Below are 21,790 nucleotides of genomic sequence, written 5' to 3'. Positions count from 1 at the left end.
ATATTTTACTCGTTCTTTCCCCGGTTTACTGCGTTGCAAATTTCACCAAAATGGGATGGCTATCATAGGCAATTCACATCTCGCAAAACAGAAAAATAACTTCGTGAAATTTGCGCCCTTTATTAATTTAAAATTCTTAATAAGATTTATGTCTTTAACAACATCAAAAAAAAATATTATGAAACTCAGAATTATATTTTTTGCATTTTTAACCTGTTTTTTTTCTCTGTCCCAGGCACAGATAAATATCGGTATCATAGGCCTCGATACCTCTCACGCAACCGCATTTACAAAGTTTTTGAACGGAGAAGATAAAAATGAAGAGTTCAAGGATTTCAGGATCGTTGCTGCCTATCCTTACGGATCTAAAACAATTAAAACGAGCTACGACCGAATACCCGGCTATATTGAACAGGTAAAAGGATTGGGTGTGGAGATTGTTCCATCAATTGCAGAATTACTTAAAAAGGTAGATTGTGTGATGCTTGAAACAAATGACGGGAATCTTCATCTGGAGCAGGCAAACGAAGTTTTTAAAGCAGGGAAAATAGTTTTTATAGATAAGCCAATAGGTGCCAACCTGGCACAAGCCATTGCTATTTTCCAACTTGCTAAAGAATATAACGTACCTGTTTTCTCATCCTCAGCTTTAAGGTATGTTGAACAAAGCCAGAAGCTAAGAAACGGAGAGTTGGGAAAAGTACTTGGAGCAGACTGTTATTCACCCGCTCATCTCGAACCATCACACTCAGATTTAGCATGGTATGGAATACATGGCATTGAGACTTTATTTACGGTTATGGGAACTGGTTGTGTTTCGGTAAACCGTATGTCTTCAGAAGGGACAGATGTGGTGGTTGGACTTTGGGACGATGGCAGAATTGGTACAGTAAGAGGAGCACGTACTGGAAAAGCTCCATATGGAGGAAATGCTGTTACAGACCAGGGAGTTGTCTCTACAGGAACATATGGCGGGTACGAGCCGCTATTAAAGGAAATACTGAAGTTTTTTAAAACCCGTATTCCACCTGTAACTGAAAAAGAGACATTGGAGATATTCACCTTTATCGAAGCTGCAGACATCAGTAAAAGCAAAGGAGGGAAAATTATTCCTTTAGATGCAACATATCAAAAAGGTGTAAAAGAAGCACAAAAACTAATCCGTAATTTAAAATAACAATAAAATGAAAAAGGGATGGCCGATTATTGTAGCCGGGCTGATATTGCTTTCCTGTATACAACAAAACAGGGAAAAAGCCGGTAATAAAACAGCTTTTACCGGCAAAGAAGGTGAAGTAAAACTGATAGTACTTGCACCGGGGCATTTTCATGCCAACTTGCTTCAAAAAAGCACCATTCCCCAAGTAAATGATTCGGTATACGTATACGCAATATCACCTGATGATGCCGGATTAAAACAATATCTTTCAGCTATTGAGCTATTTAACTGCAGATCTGAAAATCCGACAGACTGGCACGAGATTATTTATACCGGCCACGACTTTATGGATAAGATGATAACCGGTAAGAAAGGAAACGTTGTGGTACTTGCAGGTAACAATAAGAATAAGACTGAATATATTCTCAGTGCTGTGAATGCCGGTCTGAATGTATTGTCAGACAAGCCGATGGCAATTAACCGGGAAGATTTCCTTTTGCTGGAAGAAGCGTATAAAAATGCCAAGGAAAAAAATGTTCAACTGTACGATATGATGACAGAACGTTACGATATACTGAACATCATAGAAAAAGAGCTGATAAACAACCCCGATTTCTTTGGAGAACTGGTAAAAGGGACCCCGGAAGATCCCGCAATATATATGGAGAGCGTGCATCACTTCTATAAAGAGGTTTCGGGCACACCACTGATACGACCTGCATGGTACTACGATGTTGAGCAACAGGGAGAGGGTATCGCCGATGTAACAACCCACCTGATTGATTTGCTGTTCTGGAAATGTTTCCCGGGCCAGCCTATCGATTATTCTCGAGACATCGGAAATATCTCAGCTACTCACTGGCCAACTGGAATATCTCAGCAACAGTTCTCTCAATCTACCGGAGAATCAACATTCCCGGATTATCTGCAAAAATATCTCGTTAATTCAATATTAAATGTCTATGCCAACGGAACTGTTAGTTTCGATGTAAGAAACCACAATGTTAGTTTAAAAGTTATATGGAACTACCAGGCACCTGATGGTGGCGCAGACACATTCATCTCCACGTTGAAAGGCACAAAAGCTATTTTGAAGACTGTTCAGAATAAAGAACAAAACTTCGTAAAACAGTTGTATGCACAAAAAGCCGAAGATGTTGATGAAAAAGAGTTTGCACGGAATATAGAAACGGCTATTGGAAAAATAAAAGCTATATATCCATTTGTATCTGCTTCACCTACATCCTATAATGGGGAGTATCTTATAAGTATTCCGGTTGAAAACAGAGAGGGGCATGAGTCGCACTTCAGATATGTAGCTGAAAGTTTTTTCAACTTCTTGGTGAATCGTAATATGCCGGAGTGGGAGAAAACAAATACTTTAGCAAAATATTTCATTACATCAACAGCATTGGCAAAAGCAATTGATTCAAAATGAACAGGGGCGAAAGAATAGGGAGAAATGGTTTATCTTCATTTGATATCCATATTTGGGCTCACCTCTTCCTAAACAAGGAGAGGTGAGAATTGTAATTAAATTATATTCATATTGAAATATACAGCTTTTATAATTCTATATTGTCTGGCTATTTTTCTGCTCTATACGGACAAAATGCATCACGTTTGAAAGAGATGGAAAAAAGTTTGTTATATACCCCTTTTCTTAGCCTGATCCTATACCTGTATTTCGAAACATATTTGCCTCTATCAGGCATATCAAAAAAACAGAGACCGACTTTCCTGAGTCAAGTTGAGCAGAATTAATTTTTATTGATTTATACTGATTATAATAAGTTATTTTTATGAAAACACTCTTTAAGTTTTATTTGCTGTCTATCATCATCTTATCTGTTTCATGTGTAAGCATGAAGCAGAATGAATTAAAAATGATTGAATTGAAAGAGCCAAAACGTCCGGCCGGGCAGAAAAGTGTTCTGCAACTTTCTGCAGATCCAATTCCAACTGTTAGAATTGGCTTTATTGGAGTGGGTAACCGTGGGGGGGCAGCTCTTAGAAGATATATCCATATGGAAGGCGTTGAAATTAAGGCTATCTGCGACCTGAAAGAAGAGCGGGTAAAAACAGGACAATCATATCTTCAAAATAAAAACCTCCCTCCCGCAACGGAATATGTGGGAGAAGATTCATGGAAAGAGGTTTGTGAACGTGATGATATTGATTTAATCTATATATGCACTGATTGGCTATCTCACACCCCAATAGCTGTATATGCCATGAAAAAAGGCAAGCACGTTGCTATGGAAGTACCGGCAGCGGTAACCATAGAAGAATGCTGGCAGTTAGTCGACACAGCAGAAAAGACAAGAAAACACTGCATGATGTTAGAAAATTGCTGTTACGATTTCTTTGAACTAACTACTTTAAACATGGCTCAGAAAGGAGTGTTCGGAGATATTGTCCATGGGGAAGGTGCCTATATTCACGACCTTAGGTCCCAATTGAAAAATGTTGAGGGATGGAGAGTTAAATTTTACGAAACCTATAACGGAAATCCTTACCCTACCCACGGTTTCGGTCCCATTTGCCATACTATGAATATACACAGGGGTGACAAGATGGACTTTCTGGTTTCAGTCTCTTCAAACCAGTTTGGAATTTCTGCCTATTTAAAAGAGCTGTATGGCGATGGATCTCCGGAAACAAAAATAAAACATACATTAGGTGATATGAATACGACCATTATACGTACTGCAAAAGGAAAAACAATCATGGTACAGCATGATGTGACCAGTCCCCGCCCCTACAGCCGTCTTCATACAGTAAGTGGCACAAAGGGCTATGCACAAAAATACCCTACTCCCCTAATTGCTTTGGAGCCGGATTCACATCAATTTCTGACGGAGGAAAAATTTAACGAGCTGATGAAAAAGTATGAGCACCCTTTCATAAAAGAGATAGGAGAGAAAGCTAAAAAAGTGGGAGGCCATGGAGGTATGGACTATATAATGGATTATCGTCTTATTTATTGCTTAAGGAACGGCCTGCCACTTGATATGGACGTTTATGATGCCGCAGAGTGGTCATGTCTGGTTGAACTCACTGAAATTTCAACCACAAATGGAGGCCAACCGGTAAAAATTCCCGATTTTACCCGGGGAGATTGGAATAAACTACAAGGGTTGAACTATTTTCAGTAAAATGGTTTTTTAATTATTTGAATCAAATGACAAATAGAAGAGAATTTATCAAGCAAGTTACAGCCGCAAGTATAGCTGCGGCAATACCTGGGCAGATTTTCGCCCAAAGGGTAACAAAAAAAAGCAATAATGAACTTATCTGGGCTAATTTGCTCCATTTAAGTTATAATATGTGGGAAGATAATACGCCTCTGAAATATCAAACAAAAAGTTCGCCAAGCAATGATTGTCTGGAAACAAGAATGTGGGCACACTGTTATCAGCCGGAACTGACTTTCGATAAAAACGTCTGGGATCAATTATTGAAAAAAATGGTTGATGCCGGAATGAATATGGTTATTATTGATTTAGGAGACGGAGTAAAGTATGATAGCCATCCTGAAATAGCAGTGACAGGAGCCTGGTCTCCCCAGAAGTTAATGAGGGAATTAAAAAAAATCAGAGAGATGGGTTTGGAACCTATTCCCAAATTGAACTTTTCAACTGGTCATAAAGCCTGGTTAGGGCCCTATCAACGTATGATATCCTCAGATAAATATTATGCTGTATGTAAAAATTTGATTGAAGAAGTATGCAGTCTGTTTGACACCCCCCGCTTTTTTCATCTGGGCATGGATGAAGAGACCGCAGTACATCAGAGGAATCATGAAAATATGGTTGTTCGTCAAGGTGAATTGTGGTGGCATGATTTTTATTATTTAGTGGATTTAGTTGAAAAACAAAATGTCAGGCCATGGATCTGGTCCGACTATGCATGGGATCATCCTGATCTTTTTTTTGAAAAAATGCCAAAATCTGTTTTGCAAAGTAACTGGTATTATGGATCACAATTTGAAAATATCAGCAACCCTCTGAATGAAAAATATGTAAGATTATATGACCAGTTGGAGGCACACGGATTTGATCAGATACCGACAGGGAGCAACCACTCAAATGATGTTAATTTCGGAAAAACAGTAGAACATTGCTCGAAAATAATCAGTGCCGACAGACTCAAGGGTTTTATGCAAACGACATGGAGACCTACATTGGCTCCTTGCTTTAAAAAACATTGTGAGGCTATTGAGCAGGTAGCAAATGCTATAGGTTAAAAAAATATTATCATATGAAATCATCATATGAAAACGTCAAACTGACGACATATCCTGAAAAATCTTGCAGGTCTCACAATAGCCGGATTAAAACTGATTCAGGTTATTTTCACTATTATGAATACCCAATGATGCTGCATGGTTCGTTGCAGAATATCATGGGGACTCGTTTCGACATTCTGATTATCGATAAAAGTAAACCGGAATCGGAATATTTATGGAGTGAAACAGTATCTGAGTTACACCGTCTTGATAAGATGATGAACAGATTTGACCCGCTGAGTGAAATATCGATCATAAACCGGGATGCATCGGATAATCCTATCCGTGTAACCTCTGAAATGTGGTCTGTTTTGCAAAGCTGCAGGCAATACTATCTGCAGACTCTAGGATTATTTGATATTACATTAAAAGATTTTTCAAAGGTCGGCTTTGCCTGGCAGGATAAATCAATATATTTTTCTCAACCCGGCTTATCTCTTGATCTGGGAGGATATGCAAAGGGGTATGCTTTGAAAAAAATCAAACAGTACCTGGTTAATGCCGGAGTTCAACACTGTTTTGTGGATTTCGGCAATAGCTCAGTATTGGGAATGGGCCATCATCCTTATGGCGATGCATGGAAAATAAGCATTGTAAACCCATTTAACCCGGGAGAGAACCTTAATGAGATTTCGCTAAGGGACGAGGCTTTATCGGTATCGGGAAATACACCAACCTATACAGGCCATATAGTGCGGCCCGCTTCGGGAGAATCAATAAAAGAGCGTAAAATAATATCAATAACTTCAAAAGACCCGCTGGAGGCCGAAATACTCAGCACGGCTTTTATGATGGCCGGGCGGGAAGAAAAAAAGAATTTATCTGAGAATTTTAAAATTAAAAATATTATTGAATATAGTTTATAGAATAACAATTCGGTATTCCTCTTAGGAGACTGATAATAACAAGTTGATTATCAACTCTGAATACTTTTTTGGGGTAAGGAGCATAACTAACTGATTATTCAGCTATTAAGTAAGAATTTACCGGAATGTATACAGGACTTATAAGGAAGTAAAATCATGTCGAACAAAAAACCTAAACAAGTGGATACGAGCCTGCGACAATTTATCAAAGACTTAGGTTACGTTTCGGGAGGAGCCGCGCTTTTAGCTACGACCCCCTGGTTGCAGTCGTTTACCCCGGATAAAGCCAAAGAAATAAAAAAAGAGAAAGCCAGGATAGGATTTATCGGAACGGGTTCCAGAGGAACGTATAATATACACGCAGTATTGTCTCTGCAACATGCCGAAATTGTGGCTCTGTGTGATATATATCCCCCGAACCTGAAAGAGGCTTCCGGTCTTTGTCCCAACGCGAAGACATATACCGACTATCGAAAGATGCTGGAATCTGCTGATATCGACGGAGTTATTATATCTACCCCGCTTTATCTGCATGCTCCTATGACATTGGATGCCCTGGATGCGGGAAAGCACGTGTATTGCGAAAAGGCAATGGCTTTAACCATGGAGGAATGCAAAGCAATTTACGATACATATCGGAAAACGGATAAAGTTCTCTATTTCTGCATGCAGCGTATGTACGACAAGAAGTATATAAAGGGGATACAAATGATCCATTCCGGCTTAATCGGAGAAATTGTGGGAGAACGCTGTCATTGGTTCAGGAACCATGACTGGAGGCGCCCCGTACCTTCTCCGGAACTGGAGCGTCAGATCAACTGGCGTTTGTATCGGGATTATTCAGCCGGGTTAATGACTGAATTGGCATCCCATCAATTGGAAGTCTGCTGCTGGGCTATGCAGATGGTGCCTGAATCAGTGATAGGAACAGGAGACATCGTATATTGGAAAGACGGAAGAGAGGTATATGATAGTGTAAATCTGGTGTATCACTACTCCAATGGGGTCAAAATCAATTATGAATCGCTTATTTCCAATAAATTTAATGGGATGGAGGATCAGATCCTTGGCAGTAAAGGTACCATGAACCTGGCTACCGGCATTTATTATCTGGAAGATGAAGCCGGTAGTAACAAATCGGGTATTGAACAATTAATCGGACAGATAGGCAATAAAATATATGCCTCAGTGCCGGCTGCCGGCCCAAGCTGGCGACCTGAGACAAAAGAGAGGTATACTCCTCACAACATCATTGAAGGAGAATTTCATGTAAATGACGGGTTATCGATGATTGGAGCCCTGAAAGATGGTTCCGATGAAATTCTGTCTGCATTCTGCCAAGCTTGTATTACCGGCGAAAAAGGGAAAAATATTGTTGAGGAAGCTTATCTTGCCACAATGCTTTGCCATTTGGGGAATCAGGCTATTACCGAACAAAAGAAGATCTCTTTCCCGGAAGAATATAAAATTCCATATATGAGATTTTCTTAAACTGAGTTTTTCTATACCAATTATTACTTAATTATTAAAGGAGACGCATGAAGATGAAAGATTTAATTATAACGTCAAAGCGGTTAAAAAAAGAAATATTTATTCTTTCCGCCTGCTTTATCATAGCATTCCTGATAAATATTTTTTCAATTATTACTTTCAAAACACCCTGGTATGAAATGTTTACCCAAATAGGATATGTTATTATTATTTCTATAACTTTGTATCTGCTTGTTGCAATGGTCAGAGCTGTTGCCCTTTTGATGAAAAGACTGATCAAAAGGGCTGCATGATTTCATCGGGCACTCATAAAAAGCTGCTCATTTGAGACTACTACATTTATGTAGAGAATATATTTGTAAGACATCCGACAGTTATAAAAAGCCGTTTCTTTGCGACCCATGCAATCTTTAGTCAAGACGGGGCACTAACCAATATCAATTGCAAGATTTTGCTTTTATCGTAACAAATGCGAAACTTCAATAAACAGTTTATAAACCAATATAATGATGAACAAATTCGCACTATTTTTTCTCACGCTTTGTATCTCAATAACTTCTGTTCATGCGAAACAAATAAAACTACTAACTATCGGGAACAGTTTCTCTGAAGATGCAATTGAGTATTACCTCGCAGGATTAGCTGAAGCTAATGGCGATACCATTATAATCGGGAACATGTATATTGGCGGGTGCTCTTTAGAAAAACACTACATCAATTCTGTAAATAATTTTCCCAACTATTCGTATAGAAAAATTGTAAACGGTATTAAGACTACTACACCAGGTTACAGGCTGATTGATGCTATTAGTGATGAAGAGTGGGACTATATCTCTTTTCAACAAGTAAGCTCACTTTCCGGCCAATACGAGTCCTATTGCCCATATCTTGAACAGTTGATAAGTTTCGTGGAAAAACACTCCTCCAATCCTGACATGGAGATAGTATTACACGCTACCTGGGCATATGCACAAACTTCTACTCATGCCGGTTTTTCCAATTACGGCAACAATCAGATCTCGATGTACAATGCAATTATTGATGCCTCTTGCCGTGCAGCACAAAAAATGGGAATCAAGATTATTATCCCTGCCGGCACAGCCATACAAAACGGAAGGACAAGCAGTCTGGGAGATACTTTTTGCAAGGATGGGTATCATTTGGATATTAACTACGGAAGATACACGGCTTCTTGCACATGGTACGAGAAATTATTTGAAAAACCGGTTGTAGGAAACAGTTACGTCCCCTGCACAGTTACTCCCTTTCAGGCAAAAGTAGCTCAACTTTCCGCCCACCACGCTGTAAACAATCCCTATAAGATTACGCCTATAGAAGTAAGTGAAGATTCCTGGCGTACGATTGCCTCCTATTTCTATCCACCAAAAGAGTACGAATACAGTTTCCACGGCTATCGAACTCCTCTGCAGTTTTACGATGGTACCCCTGTAAAGGATAGAGCCGATTGGAGAAAAAGGCGTGAAGAGATCCGCTCCCGCTGGATGGAGATGATGGGGGAATGGCCACCTATATTAGATCAGCAGGAATTTGAAATTATCGGAAAAGAGAAAAGAGAAGATTTCATGCAGTACATAGTACGGTTTTATTGGACGCCCAACGAACAAACGGAAGGCTATTTGCTTGTTCCCGATAAGAAAGGTAAAAAACCAGCTGTGATCTCTGTATTCTACGAACCTGAAACAGCAGCGGGAATAGGTGAAAAACCCTATAAAGATTTTGCTTATCAACTGGTTAAAAAAGGATTTGTCACTCTCTCCCTTGGTACTTCTGTGACAACTAAAAACAAAACATACTCCATCTATTATCCAAACATAGAGAATGCAACCATCCAGCCTTTATCAGTATTGGCCTACGCCGCAGCAAATGCACTGGAAGCACTGACAAAGTCAGAGGATGTAGACCCGGAACGGATAGGAATTGTAGGGCATTCATACGGGGGAAAATGGGCTCTGTTCGCCTCTTGCCTGTACGATAAGTTTGCCTGTGCAGCGTGGGGCGACCCCGGTATTGTTTTTGACGAAACAAAAGGAGGAAACGTCAATTACTGGGAACCGTGGTATTTAGGTTATTATAAGCCACCATGGAATCATACCTGGAGCAAGACAGGGAAGAATGCCAGGGGTTTATATCCAATGCTTCGTAATGAAGGATACGACCTGCATGAGCTTCATGCACTCATGGCTCCTCGTCCTTTTCTTGTTTCCGGCGGATCGTCCGATCCTCTTGAGCGTTGGATTCCGCTAAACCATTCTATCGCCGTAAATAAACTGTTGGGATATACCCACCGGGTTGCCATGACCAACCGTCCCGAGCATAGCCCGAATGCAGAATCAAACGAAGTGCTATATTCATTTTTTGAGTGGTTTTTGAAATAAAGTACATCCATATTTCGCATGTATCTACTTGGTACCCTTTTCACATAAATCAAAATCGAACAAATTAATTCAATAATTCAGGAGGGAAAAATTATGAAATCCAATAGAAGAAGTTTTTTGAAACATGTAATATCCGGAGCTGTGGGGTCGAGTTTTATTTATAATACTTATGCAGATGAATCATTTAAGTGGAAGACCAATATTGAAAATGATAAACAGGCAGACTTTATACATGGAAGTTCATTACCCTCCGGTGGATCATTTTTTAACAATTCCACACCAGGCCGGGTAAATGCTTCAGGTATAATTGACATACACTCGGAAATAAAAATAAATGAACCCTTTCATGGTGCTATCTTAAACTGGAGACATGGCGAAAAGACGGATAATGGTTTGAAAATCAGAGTTAAAGGAACAGCGCCTGTTAATCAAAAAGTTATTGTAAATGGGGTAATCGCTCAGCGCAATGATACTATGTTTACGGCAGAGATCATCATTGAAGATAAAGAGACTGAGATTACTGCAACTGCAGGTGATTATTTAGGACAAAAATCACATAGTATCCGGGTCATTTGGGACAGGAATTCTTTTCCCCGCTACAGCCTGAATATTGATGATAATATTTTCTTCCTGAGAGATATTGCCCGAAAAAAATACACCTCACTCTTCGATTGCTTCTATCTGAAAGGACTTCGTGAAATACATCGTAAATATGGGACAAAATATCATTTAAATATTTATTATTCAGATGGTTTAGAATACACTCAGGAAAAAGAGTTCACTTTATGCGAATTTCCGGATAGATATAAGAGTGAATGGATTGATAATTCTGATTGGTTAAAATTAGCCTTCCATGCATATACAAATAAACCCGACAGACCTTATCAAAATACTCCTCCTGAAAAAATAATTAATGATTTAGATATGGTTGCAGAACAAATTTTTCGTTTTGCAGGGCAAGAAACTTATGGCATCATGACAAATATACATTGGGATTTGAATCCTTCTGCCTTTAAACCATTGGCAAATAAAGGCATTCGCGTTTTAAGTGCATATTTTGCACATAATCAAAACGGCTGGAATATCAATTTGGGGTTGGATGAAGATCGTTCGAGGTATCTTTCAACCCATGATTTACTTATGGATTTTGACAGCGGAATCATTTTCTGTAAAACCGATATGGTTTGCAATTCAACCCCCCTAAACGAAATTGTTCCAACATTAGAATCAATATCCAAAAACCCGGATTGTGCTGAAATAATGGATATTTTTACGCATGAGCAATATTTCTGGCCATTTTATAATAGCTATTTACCGGACCATTTCCAACGATTGGAAAAAACCGTACAATGGCTCACTGAACACAATTACAAGCCCGTATTGTGGAATGACGGGATAATGGGTGCTCCAATTTAAAAGGTCATCTCTGTTTAAAATGTCAGTGCAGCATACCCAAATATATTTTTGATGAATTTTCTATTTAATGCCCTGGCTCTGCAGCAAAAGTTATTGCTTTTTATATACTTTTACATAATCTACCATAAAAGTATCAGGAGCACAAGCATTCTTTATTCCTTCAAGCGTTGACGGTATCTCCATGCTGAGAATCATATACTGATCAATTTTCGATACGCCTTCACTTATCTCATGAAACTTCAGTCCATCAATAAAGAATACATATTTCTCCGGTGTCCATTCAAGTGCGTAGGTATGAAAACCTTCCGAAAGCCCTTTCAGGTCACTGTCCAGACGTCCTACCGATTTCTGGTTTGGCCCATAAGCCCAGTGAACACAATGTGTCATATGATCGTCTCCTAGCTCCTTGAAATATTCAAAAATATCTATTTCCGCACCAAAAACTGCAGGATCTTCACCTTTCGATATCAGTGGAGACTGCATCCAAAATGCCGCCCAGGGCCCACTACATTTTTGAAGGCGGGCACGGCATTCGAAATAACCATAGGTAGTATTAAATGTTTGATAGCTTCCTACGGCACTACCCATAATACTGTCTTTCTTGATGTCATACATAAGAAGTAAACACCCATCATTTACGGCAACCATAGAAGGGTCGTTGTAACCAATGCGGCGAGGTCCGGTTCCCCTGACTTTCCATTTTAAAGTGTCCAGTTCTGTACCTTCAAAATTATCTTCCCAAAAGAGGGAATAACCTTCATTCTCGGGAATAAAGAGATCTTGTGAAATCGCGCTGTTTTCAGGGATAACGCTCTCTTCTGCTTCTTTTTTTGATTCTTTACACGCAGATATAACTATGATACCTAACGTTAAAATTACAATTAACTTTTTCATTTTTTGTTTTTAATTATTATATATTTGTCATTTTAGATAGTTGTCGATAAAGCGGTATGCATCTTCCCTTATTTCAGAGGGAAAATCGTGGCCTGTGCGAGGATAAACAAATTTTACCGCATCATCTGCATTCATAAAGCGATAGACTTCCCTGACACGGCTTTCACACTTTCTTACACCTTCTACAGAAAAATTGAGGTCATATATCGGAGAATTTGAAAAAAAAGGCCTGGGAGCAATTGCTGCAATAATTTCATCAAAATCGAAAGGGATCTTTTCAGCATCCAGATCGAATTTGTCTCTGATAAAGGGCATGTACCTTTCTTGTGCCCAGGGTCCCAAACGGCTTCCATATTGAATAATACTTTTTTCACCTGCATGGTAGTAATCAAAGAGTGTCCATCCGCAGCTGGAAACAACAACTTTAATTCGTGGGTCAAAAGCTGCTACAAAAAGGGCGTTATGACCGCCTAAAGAGTGCCCGATAACCCCAATTCTCTTCTTATCAACATAGGGAAGAGACTGCAACAGATCAATACAGGAAATATGATTATAAATGCCTTTCATTGTTCCTGAATTATACCGGTCTTTCGCGAAGTCGTAATTTCCCAGTTCACCCATACTCGGATAATCCGGCGCAATAACCACATATCCCCTCTCTGCCAGTTCTTTTGCATAGGCTCTGTTTTTAATGCCGGCAGCACCATCAATTATCTTCTTACCTTCAGCACCGGTCCCATGAAGGGCAAGTATGGCAGGTAACAACTTCGAAATATTCTTTGGGCGGTATAGATAAGCGAACACTTTTTCTGATGGTGCCACCTCAAAGTTTATGGTGTAACGGATATATGTATCGTAAACAGCTGTGTCGGAATATTCAACATGCAATTTTTTCTTCTGCCGTTGCGGAAGTTTTCCCATCACAAGTTGCATATTTTTCAGTATATCCTCCCTTTTTCCGCTCCATTCATTTTTATTAGTTATGGGTAAGACATTCCCTTTACGGTCTCTATAAGTCAAAAGGTCATAAGAGCTATTTATAACGCTGCGGCTTAAAAGGCGTTTAATCTTTGCCAGAATCAACTTTTCCGATTCAGCGGTTACAGGACTGGATTCAATCTCATACCCTCCTTCAGCATAGGCTTCTTCTGTTCCGATATAAAACGGACCATAATCGCCATAAGCAGCCATCGCAACAAAATTATCGGGAAACATCTTTTTAGCTGCCAGTTGATACTCAATAAAGAGTTCTCCCGGCATAAATAGTATACGGGCGTTATGGATCCGCAAACAGGCTATTTCTATACCCTTCCCTTCAACTCTTCTCTTATACCAGCCCAAACGGCCCATATTGTTGGCAAGTAAACGGCTGTTCATTTGATTCATTTCCGTCTCTATCTCTTTGACTTTATCTCTATAGGGCAATAATAGATTTTCGGTATTCCACCCCAGGTCAGCCTGTCTGACACTGTATTTTTTAGTATTGTTCCATGCACGCTCCATTCCATCTGCCATTCTCCTAGCCAGGATTAAACGGTTTTCATGGCTGCCATCATTATACTTCCCGGCTGCCACATTACCTCCTGCGCCGTTGAAATGTATGTGCATGGCATCCGGCACAGCCAACTGGCGCAGAAAACGGGCAATACCTGGAAAATCAGGATTGGCTATTTTAGTAAGATAATAACTCTGTGGATGTGTTGCATAGAAGCTTAATACAGCCAGTGGAGTATTATTGTTCCAGAAACTTACAAGCGACACTTCCGGATCTATCAGCCCCTCAGGCATGGAACGGAGGATGGAATCTTTGGTTGAAGAACCACGCATAGCCACAATCCGTCCCTCTTTTTTATAAACCCTCCTGTTTGAAGCAACCTTATACACTTCCGCACTGCCTATACCTATATCTGTTACCTCCTTAACGTCGTTAAGTGACAAGTGGATAGCTGACTGAAGCCTTCGGATTACCTCCCGGGCAAAAGTGCCGTCAAAACAACCTGAAGGAATATTTTTATCTTTTAAAATTTTCTCAGCTGTGAAATCACATATCGGAGCATCATGCTGATGAACAGTATGTACTACCACCCTGTTGGGGATAGTGCCGGCAGCTTCAGCCAAAGCCTCCTTGAATATATCCTGTGACTCATTGGCAATTCCTATCCAGTCTACAGAACACAAAACGATGGGCTCGCCTCCGCCCAACAACACAATGCCCCTAGCCCTCAGTGTTTGTTCCCCGGAATTTATCATCGGGTCGTAAGTGAGACTGCTGCCAATTGGTGGAGTAGCATCCACATCAAAAACAGCAATTCCTATTCCACTTGTCCCGGGTGGGGTAGCATATAAAGCATTTGGGAATGCTGACCCCGCTATGCAAAAAAGAAAAAGAAAAATCAATTGCAATTTTATCACTTTCCGCTGTCTGTTGCTTATCATTTCATCTAATTTTTATAATATTTAAATTATTCTGCATACCTTCATTAAACCTGATAGAAAGCTCAAAGTATGAATGCTTGTTCACTTTCTCAGAATATAAGCGGACTATACTAAAAGAACAAAAGCACCTCCATATCACTGCAAATCTGCAAGATACACCTCCATGGGAGACAATACCTTGATGTCTCCGGCAGGCATGGTAAAAGAGATTGAATCGGTTTTACTGGTATTTGTTGCAATAATATATTTTTTTCCACTCTTTTCACCTTTTATCGTTACATGTTGATCCCCATCAACCATTGTTTCAAGTGTATTAAGCTTAATTATTGCAAGATTATTATTCAGCTCTTCCATTATTGGAACCAGCTCGTCAAAAACTTCCGGTGTTTTGGACCAGTCATTCCAGAAAAGCACTCCTGTAGCACCATGTATTATTGCAGTGTATATCTGGCATTTTACAATTTTCAGATAATCAGAAGGAGTTAAATTCGACGGCTTTGCATATCCATTTCCATCAAAATATAACCATATAGGGACTTTGCTCCCCAATCCGGTTCTAAGTGCATCAACAGTAATGCCTGCAAGTATGGGATATGCATAGAAATCAAGAAATGCATTGATTCCGAATACATCTCCGTTTCCTTTATAATCCTCAGAAATAATCCGGATGTTCTCCTTCCATATATTTATCAGCGTTTCCCGATCATATTTGTTATATGAGTATTCTCCATTTGTAAATTGATATACTGGAGTACCGTCATAAGCTTCATAAAATCCGAGCAGCGGGAATTTACATTTGCGAGCATCCTCACTAATCAAATTATAGGGGGGATCAGCCGGCATCGTTTCATTCTTTTCGAGATAACGTTTTTCAAAAAGATAGGTACTCCCCTTGGCATGTCCCAGCAGATCAACATATACAAGAGCTTCCGGATCATGTTTTTTAAGCCTTTGGTTGATCAAGGTCCCTACTGCAGGGGGAACAGCCCATTTGCTTACCCCTCCCAATGCTATCTCGTCTATATGAGAGTATATATATTTATCGTGGGTTTTTTTACCCAATAAGGCAATTATCTGAGAATCGAGATACTGAATAAAATCGGGATTGTCGGCTTCCTTTTTTATATATTGGCTTCTATAATAATCTTTATCTGCGCTGTCGGGTAAACTTTCTATCCTGTCAAGATAACCATGGAGTATTGGTGAAAAGGGATTCAAAATATGAATCTTGTCCGACATATACTCCTTTTCGTTGCCTAACGACATAAACAGCATATTGAAAGGTGAGGTCTTTTTCTTGAAGAGCAACTCGTTTTGAACATATGCAAGACTGTCTGCTTCGGGCTCCTGGGTAAATACATAGCCTGGCACATGCCATGTGCCGATGGCAAAGAATCTGTTTTCCACGTTCTTTCCATCTTTTGTAACAATCCATCCTTCATCATCTATGCTCCAGGTTTTTGCACTTGAAGTTGATTCCTGAGCATTCATACAACCGCTCAGATAGAGGAAACAGATACCACTAAAAATAATATTAAATACTCCGTAATTTTTCATAATTGTGAAATTGAAATTTATATTGTTAAATATCGTAACCCTGCCACAAAATAAGTTTCATAACAGGGCTAGCAAAACCTGGCAGTTATATAAAGTTATGAGATTAGATGGAGCTGTCCTCTGTTCTCATAGACCTTCATGATTGCATTTATCACATCATCCATATCCTTCTCTGTTGCCAATAACGGCCCCGAAGCCCATAGCATCACCATATTGTCACATACCCAATCGCAATTAGGCAAATTCAAATCTGATTTAAACTGACGAAGCCTCTCTGCTGTATACATAGCTTTGTACTCTTTTCTTGCCAGAATATTTTCTGTCCAAGGCTCTCTATGCAAACCATTCCTGATATAAGGACTCAGGTTTATTCCCTCAGCAGAAACCGCCTTTAGAAAAACATCCCGGTGAACGCCATTCCAGTGTTCCTTGTGATATGCCATCGTGTAAAGGTAAAAGGAACCTTTGGTTGTTCCCTTATACAATTTCTGTGGCACAAGCCCTTTAAATCCTTTAAGCTTTGAACTTAAATATGCAGCATTGCGGTTACGTACTTCAAATTGCTCCTCTGCACGTGTGATCTGTTCAAGCAGTACTGCTGCCTCAAACTCATTCATACGGTATTTTGGCCCGATGGTTTTGTGACGTCCCTGCCTGCTGGTCCCATGGTTCATTACAGTATAACAATCATCCAGCAACTGTTCATTGTTGCTGATGATACCACCACCTTCCCCGCAGCAAATAGTCTTGCTTGTCTGAAAACTAAAACACCCGGCATCACCAATAGTCCCCAGACGCTTGCCCTGATACTCCGCAAGATGAGCTTGACATGCATCCTCGATAACTTTTAAGTTATGTTTCCCGGCTATGCTCATTATACTTGACATATCTACCGGTTGGCCCATCATATGTACCGGCATGATGGCTTTAGTGTTACGGTTAACTTTTTTCTCAACTTTTTTCGGGTCAAGCTGGAACGACTCTCTGTCCAAATCTACTAAAACAGGAAGCGCCCTCGCACTTATTATTGAAGAGATAGTTCCCATATCGGTATATGGGGAGGTTATGATCTCATCGCCGGGACCAAAACCCATGGCCTCTACAACAGTATGAAGTGCTTGTGTCCCCGAACCGGTTGTTACGCAACCCTTTACTCCCAGAAGGTCGGCATATGCTTTTTCGAAACGTGCAACATTGCCGTTGACGGCATTATCAATGCGGTTCCATTTACCACTCCTAACAGTCTCTGAGATTCGCTCTACAATCTTTTCGTCAACATACGGCCATTTGGGCCACACTTTATTTTTCACCAATGGCTCTCCTCCCAATGCCGCTAATTTACTACTCCCTTTTACATATGTGTCAGCTATGTTTTTTATCGGATCTATTGACCCGGCAGTAGCAGCTAACGCAGTACCGGCCGATACGGTTGTTAAAAACGATCTTCTTGTTATTTTGTTTGTTTTCATTATGTAAGTAATATTATTATTTCAAGTTTCTCAAGAATTAATTACTATCCCATACGATAAAAAGTGAATTGGGGACGGGTTACAAATCGTTCTCAATATAGCATTTAGCTGTAATATGTGAACGTGCGAAAGTTGGTAACTAATTATTTGTAAATCCCGCCTTCACTATCTGATATTTTTCAGAATCATTTACCGGATTGGGATGTGTATAGATCAATACACCATCGGCATATTCCCTCCCGCTTCTTATTACCTCCGATACGTACAGAGGGGTTGAAGCGCCCAGACGGGAATGAGCTGTCAGATATACATCGATGTAAATTGGCATCTGCTCATTGAATAGGCTTCTCAGTTTCGCAATCTCCTGCTCAACCAATCCTGCATTTTGAAGATTACCTCCCTCAGACTCTGCCCTGTATGGGAACAGTATTCCATCGAGCATTGGTGAATAGTTCTTTACAAAATCAATCGTTATCTGCCTATAATAGGAGCAGGGAATAAATTGAAGTGATGGATTGATTTCATCGATTTTTTTTGTCATTTTCCTGACATACTCAGGCGTATAAAAAGTAAGATTATGTACAAAATCATCAATACTGAAAGCAACCAGATTAGGGTAATCTGCACTAAGTTTCGCGATCTCTTCCGACCATCTGATATAGTCCAGGCCAAAAGGTTCAGAGTTCCATTTCGCTTTTGGTTTCGACTCGGAAGGGGGCACTAAGGAAACCCATACAGCGATCCTGTTTTTTAATGCCATGGGAAGAAAAAGCTTCAGGTCATCCCAGTCGTTTTCATTTTGCCATATTAGCCAATTATATGTATTTGCGTTCAGATCTTTCAACTGATCAATCAGCCTATCAAGATCTGCCCGGCCGTTAGAGAGTCTTGGCAAGCCTGAATAGGTTCCAAGTATCATATTATGTTCACGTGAATATTTGAAGTAATCTTCCGGCAGTTTTCCTGTCGATCCACAACTGGAAAACAACAGGCTGCAACCGAAAATAAACGCAGCAATCAAAAGCAACAACGCACTGTATAACAAATAATTATTTTTCACGATGTCAATTTTTAATTTGTAACAATGTTTTTAAATCCGGTAATAATTGCTGATTCTGATGATTTGCTCCATTTGGAAGGTAAACCATATACCCGTTGTGAAATATCCCCTTCGTATCCTCCCTCATCCAAGATCACTTCTGATGGTATATAACCCATCACATCATTAGCGTAAGACATTACAAAGATTTGCCCTCCGAAGGACTGTTTCAACTTTATGCTGTATGATATCACAGATTCTCCTCCAAGCACAAACAACTTCTGCTCACCTATCTGCCAATATCCTAACGGAAAAGGATAGGAGTTGGCCAAATGTCCCTTCGTATTCAGCTCCGAGATCATACCTTTCGCCCATCTGGCCTGATAATCATCCTTCTTGGCAATTTCTCCAAGTTCCTCAATTGGCAATGGCTCATCCAGTAATAGATTTATTTCGGAATATTTTGTAATAAGCTTACTCACCTGCAAGTCCATCTCTTCGGAGAGCACCCGCTCTACAGCTGCGGCAATTTGTTTTCCATATTGTACCGCCAGCGGGATACTCCGGCGTGGCATTGGATTCTGATCAGCTCCTGCTCCCTGGAAAAACATAGCAGTGGCACCTGGATAAAGCTTTTCAAGCTCAATTTGGGCAAACCCCGGATAATCGCCCGAAAATTGATTGATTGACAATGTGGTTGGATGACATGCATATCCAAATACTACGGCTAACAACTGCTTGCCTTCCGTTTCAATTTTTATGACCGGAACAGCATAATCATTCGGTCCTTTCAATTCAGACGTAGCTGTTATGCTGCCTTCTTTGTTGTTACGGCGGTTGACCTGAAAACGAGTAATTCCACTACCTGTAAATATCCTTACAGGTTGCAACTCTTTCATGGCCTGATCAACCAGGTAGAAAAGTTTTTTTTTCAGCTCTTCCGTATACTGATCCACTGCCTTCCAATCCTGTTCACTCATGGGATAAATATACCTCAGAGCGCGAGAGATGACCGGCCCTGAATGTGTATGGGAGCTGCTAAGAATGATCTGGGCATTATCCAGTCCATATTTAATATTTATCCATTTTCTCACCTCATCGGAGAAATCTTTCGGAACACCCAGAATATCCATGGTAATTAGCAGAGAGCGATTTCCCGATGCATCTTCTAACAATAGTGCCTTAGCCCACAGGTCGTGCAACGTCCCTTCCGAAGGAGAAGTTCTGCTTGCATAACCGGCCATCCATACCGATGACTCCGGGGTAATAACTGTACGTGCAACACCGGCTTTCCACAGATATTGATCTTCATCAATTTCCCCCGCGTGGGTTTGAAAACAAATTATCAACAGTCCAATGATGACTGGTAAAAATTTCAGGAAGAAGCTTTTATTCATCATATTCAACTTATTTTGTTTTTGCAACAATCTTTTCGGCATTCAGCTGAATTTTTCCAATCGCGGTTGCAATATTGTCCATCTCCTTTTTGGTGCCAAGCAATACGTTCTGAGGGATCCAGACAGCCTCTTCATTACATAGTTTCTCGTTTAATGGACATTTGTTCTCCTCTGCATATTTATCATAATTCAACCTTTCCTTCGGATAAAATTTCTGATAATATTTACTCTCAAAAGCATTTTTCAGATAGGGCATTTTATTCAGTTCACTATAGCCACTTGAACATGGAACACCTTCGGCCCGTAATGCATTCAGAAATTCTGTTCTCGATAATCCTTTGAAATGTTCCTTGTTATACCTGAATGGGAAAAGATGGTAAGCTGCTTTCGTCACATTTTTGTACAATTTATACGGCATGATTCCCGGAATGACCTCTATTTTAGATCTGAGGTAAGATGCATTATCATTACGCTGATTGGTCTGTTCCACCAATCGTGTCATCTGCGCCAAACCTATCGCAGCCTGATACTCTGTAATGCGCAGCTTTGTCCCGATCATGACGGTACCTGCACCTATCTGCCCCGCAGTTGATCCGTAAGGATTACCGTAGTTATGGTAAGAATAACATCGATCCATAAAATTATCATCATCGCTTATAATTGCACCCCCTTCCCCGATAGCCATGTTTTTGGAATTCTGAAAACTAAAACATCCCGCGTTTCCAAAGGTCCCTACTTTTTTCCCGTTTATTTCTGCCATCCATGCCTGGCATGCATCCTCGATAACCAGTAGATCATGTTTCCTGGCAATTTTCATAATTCTTTCCATATCGCAGGGTAGCCCAAGAATGTGCACGGGAATAATTGCCCTGGTATGAGGAGTAATCTTCTCTTCTATTTTATCCGGATCCATCTGGAACGTTTCCGGATCAACATCCACAAAAACAGGAATCGCTCCATTGAATAAAATACATGATACGGATGCAATAAAGGTATAGGGCGTCACCAATACTTCATCGCCCCAGCCAATTTCAAACTGAGCCAATGATGTGTTCAGTGCATTGGTCCCATTTACTACCGCCAGAGAGCGTTTAGCTCCCATTAGTTGTGCCCATTTTTTTTCAAATTCATCTGTGAGCTTACTCCTGGACCAGACACCACTACGCATCACATCAATAAGTTGCTTTTCATCGGTTGCTGGATTCCACTCGGGCCATACAGGCCACTGTCCCGTATATGATTTCTGGCCACCCAAGATGGCAGGCACTTTACTTTTATTATCACTCTGAGCCCAGGTATTTGCCATGTTAATGTTTGAGACAGCAAGTAAAGACGTGCCTCCAACTATGCTTTTTTTGATAAACTTTCTTCTGTTCATA

General features: G+C 40.2%; 16 protein-coding genes and 1 pseudogene. 10 read left to right on the top strand and 7 right to left on the bottom strand.

Annotation, left to right across the window (positions count from 1 at the left end):
• The first annotated feature begins 178 nt into the window (after positions 1–178).
• The 10 genes and pseudogenes from KDN43_RS06015 (at position 179) to KDN43_RS05970 (ending at position 11,619) form a co-directional block, all read left to right on the top strand.
• The gene (locus tag KDN43_RS06015; RefSeq protein WP_238868769.1) at positions 179–1,177 is read left to right on the top strand and encodes a Gfo/Idh/MocA family protein; all 999 of its coding nucleotides are present in this window, start codon (positions 179–181) and stop codon (positions 1,175–1,177) included.
• Between the two features lie 7 nt (positions 1,178–1,184).
• A complete protein-coding gene (locus KDN43_RS06010) occupies positions 1,185–2,597 on the top strand; it encodes a putative oxidoreductase C-terminal domain-containing protein (protein WP_238868767.1) in 1,413 nt (470 codons plus the stop codon).
• Positions 2,598–2,961: 364 nt separating this feature from the next.
• On the top strand, positions 2,962–4,317 hold the full coding sequence (locus KDN43_RS06005) for a Gfo/Idh/MocA family protein (RefSeq protein WP_238868765.1): 1,356 nt from the start codon (positions 2,962–2,964) through the stop codon (positions 4,315–4,317).
• A gap of 26 nt (positions 4,318–4,343) precedes the next feature.
• Positions 4,344–5,408 (top strand): Tat pathway signal protein, encoded by a 1,065-nt coding sequence (locus KDN43_RS06000; protein ID WP_238868763.1) that lies wholly within the window; start codon positions 4,344–4,346, stop codon positions 5,406–5,408.
• A 14-nt stretch (positions 5,409–5,422) separates the two neighbouring features.
• Positions 5,423–6,316: an FAD:protein FMN transferase gene (locus KDN43_RS05995; RefSeq protein WP_407681783.1), complete on the top strand. Its 894-nt coding sequence runs from the start codon at positions 5,423–5,425 to the stop codon at positions 6,314–6,316.
• A 156-nt stretch (positions 6,317–6,472) separates the two neighbouring features.
• Positions 6,473–7,807: a Gfo/Idh/MocA family protein gene (locus KDN43_RS05990; RefSeq protein ID WP_238868761.1), complete on the top strand. Its 1,335-nt coding sequence runs from the start codon at positions 6,473–6,475 to the stop codon at positions 7,805–7,807.
• Positions 7,808–7,860: 53 nt separating this feature from the next.
• On the top strand, positions 7,861–8,100 hold the full coding sequence (locus KDN43_RS05985) for a hypothetical protein (RefSeq protein ID WP_238868760.1): 240 nt from the start codon (positions 7,861–7,863) through the stop codon (positions 8,098–8,100).
• A gap of 213 nt (positions 8,101–8,313) precedes the next feature.
• Positions 8,314–9,099, top strand: a pseudogene (locus KDN43_RS05980) (DUF4886 domain-containing protein); the annotation flags it as partial.
• A 30-nt stretch (positions 9,100–9,129) separates the two neighbouring features.
• Positions 9,130–10,203 (top strand): prolyl oligopeptidase family serine peptidase, encoded by a 1,074-nt coding sequence (locus tag KDN43_RS05975; protein WP_238869414.1) that lies wholly within the window; start codon positions 9,130–9,132, stop codon positions 10,201–10,203.
• Between the two features lie 93 nt (positions 10,204–10,296).
• Entirely contained in the window at positions 10,297–11,619 is a 1,323-nt protein-coding gene (locus tag KDN43_RS05970; RefSeq protein WP_238868758.1) for a hypothetical protein, read from the top strand.
• Between the two features lie 90 nt (positions 11,620–11,709).
• Here the strand turns inward: KDN43_RS05970 and KDN43_RS05965 are convergent, their stop codons facing one another.
• The 7 genes from KDN43_RS05965 to KDN43_RS05935 all read right to left on the bottom strand — a co-directional run bounded on the left by KDN43_RS05965 (position 11,710) and on the right by KDN43_RS05935 (position 21,789).
• Positions 11,710–12,513 carry a glycoside hydrolase family 16 protein gene (locus KDN43_RS05965; RefSeq protein ID WP_238868757.1) on the bottom strand — a complete coding sequence of 268 codons (804 nt, stop codon included), beginning with the start codon at positions 12,511–12,513 and terminating at the stop codon, positions 11,710–11,712.
• A gap of 27 nt (positions 12,514–12,540) precedes the next feature.
• Complete coding sequence (locus tag KDN43_RS05960; RefSeq protein ID WP_238868756.1) at positions 12,541–14,949, bottom strand: alpha/beta hydrolase; 2,409 nt, start codon at positions 14,947–14,949, stop codon at positions 12,541–12,543.
• A 135-nt stretch (positions 14,950–15,084) separates the two neighbouring features.
• Entirely contained in the window at positions 15,085–16,506 is a 1,422-nt protein-coding gene (locus KDN43_RS05955) for a hypothetical protein (RefSeq protein ID WP_238868754.1), read from the bottom strand.
• Between the two features lie 95 nt (positions 16,507–16,601).
• Positions 16,602–17,975, bottom strand: a complete 1,374-nt coding sequence (locus KDN43_RS05950; protein ID WP_238868752.1) for a DegT/DnrJ/EryC1/StrS family aminotransferase — start codon at positions 17,973–17,975, stop codon at positions 16,602–16,604.
• A 139-nt stretch (positions 17,976–18,114) separates the two neighbouring features.
• Positions 18,115–19,035 (bottom strand): hypothetical protein, encoded by a 921-nt coding sequence (locus tag KDN43_RS05945; RefSeq protein WP_238868750.1) that lies wholly within the window; start codon positions 19,033–19,035, stop codon positions 18,115–18,117.
• A gap of 11 nt (positions 19,036–19,046) precedes the next feature.
• Positions 19,047–20,414 carry a neutral/alkaline non-lysosomal ceramidase N-terminal domain-containing protein gene (locus KDN43_RS05940; RefSeq protein WP_238868748.1) on the bottom strand — a complete coding sequence of 456 codons (1,368 nt, stop codon included), beginning with the start codon at positions 20,412–20,414 and terminating at the stop codon, positions 19,047–19,049.
• Between the two features lie 7 nt (positions 20,415–20,421).
• Positions 20,422–21,789 (bottom strand): DegT/DnrJ/EryC1/StrS family aminotransferase, encoded by a 1,368-nt coding sequence (locus KDN43_RS05935; protein ID WP_238868745.1) that lies wholly within the window; start codon positions 21,787–21,789, stop codon positions 20,422–20,424.
• Position 21,790 lies beyond the last annotated feature (1 nt).

The sequence above is a fragment of the Proteiniphilum propionicum genome (assembly GCF_022267555.1).
GTDB lineage: Bacteria > Bacteroidota > Bacteroidia > Bacteroidales > Dysgonomonadaceae > Proteiniphilum > Proteiniphilum propionicum.
This window is presented reverse-complemented; position numbering and strand designations above follow the sequence as displayed.

Excerpts from the sequence above, each read along its gene's own strand:
- KDN43_RS06015 (WP_238868769.1), top strand. The coding sequence starts at position 179 with ATGAAACTCAGAATTATATTTTTTGCATTTTTAACCTGTTTTTTTTCT.
- KDN43_RS06010 (WP_238868767.1), top strand. The coding sequence starts at position 1,185 with ATGAAAAAGGGATGGCCGATTATTGTAGCCGGGCTGATATTGCTTTCC.
- KDN43_RS06005 (WP_238868765.1), top strand. The coding sequence starts at position 2,962 with ATGAAAACACTCTTTAAGTTTTATTTGCTGTCTATCATCATCTTATCT.
- KDN43_RS06000 (WP_238868763.1), top strand. The coding sequence starts at position 4,344 with ATGACAAATAGAAGAGAATTTATCAAGCAAGTTACAGCCGCAAGTATA.
- KDN43_RS05995 (WP_407681783.1), top strand. The coding sequence starts at position 5,423 with ATGAAATCATCATATGAAAACGTCAAACTGACGACATATCCTGAAAAA.
- KDN43_RS05990 (WP_238868761.1), top strand. The coding sequence starts at position 6,473 with ATGTCGAACAAAAAACCTAAACAAGTGGATACGAGCCTGCGACAATTT.
- KDN43_RS05985 (WP_238868760.1), top strand. The coding sequence starts at position 7,861 with ATGAAAGATTTAATTATAACGTCAAAGCGGTTAAAAAAAGAAATATTT.
- KDN43_RS05970 (WP_238868758.1), top strand. The coding sequence starts at position 10,297 with ATGAAATCCAATAGAAGAAGTTTTTTGAAACATGTAATATCCGGAGCT.
- KDN43_RS05965 (WP_238868757.1), bottom strand. The coding sequence starts at position 12,513 with ATGAAAAAGTTAATTGTAATTTTAACGTTAGGTATCATAGTTATATCT.
- KDN43_RS05960 (WP_238868756.1), bottom strand. The coding sequence starts at position 14,949 with ATGATAAGCAACAGACAGCGGAAAGTGATAAAATTGCAATTGATTTTT.
- KDN43_RS05955 (WP_238868754.1), bottom strand. The coding sequence starts at position 16,506 with ATGAAAAATTACGGAGTATTTAATATTATTTTTAGTGGTATCTGTTTC.
- KDN43_RS05950 (WP_238868752.1), bottom strand. The coding sequence starts at position 17,975 with ATGAAAACAAACAAAATAACAAGAAGATCGTTTTTAACAACCGTATCG.
- KDN43_RS05940 (WP_238868748.1), bottom strand. The coding sequence starts at position 20,414 with ATGATGAATAAAAGCTTCTTCCTGAAATTTTTACCAGTCATCATTGGA.
- KDN43_RS05935 (WP_238868745.1), bottom strand. The coding sequence starts at position 21,789 with ATGAACAGAAGAAAGTTTATCAAAAAAAGCATAGTTGGAGGCACGTCT.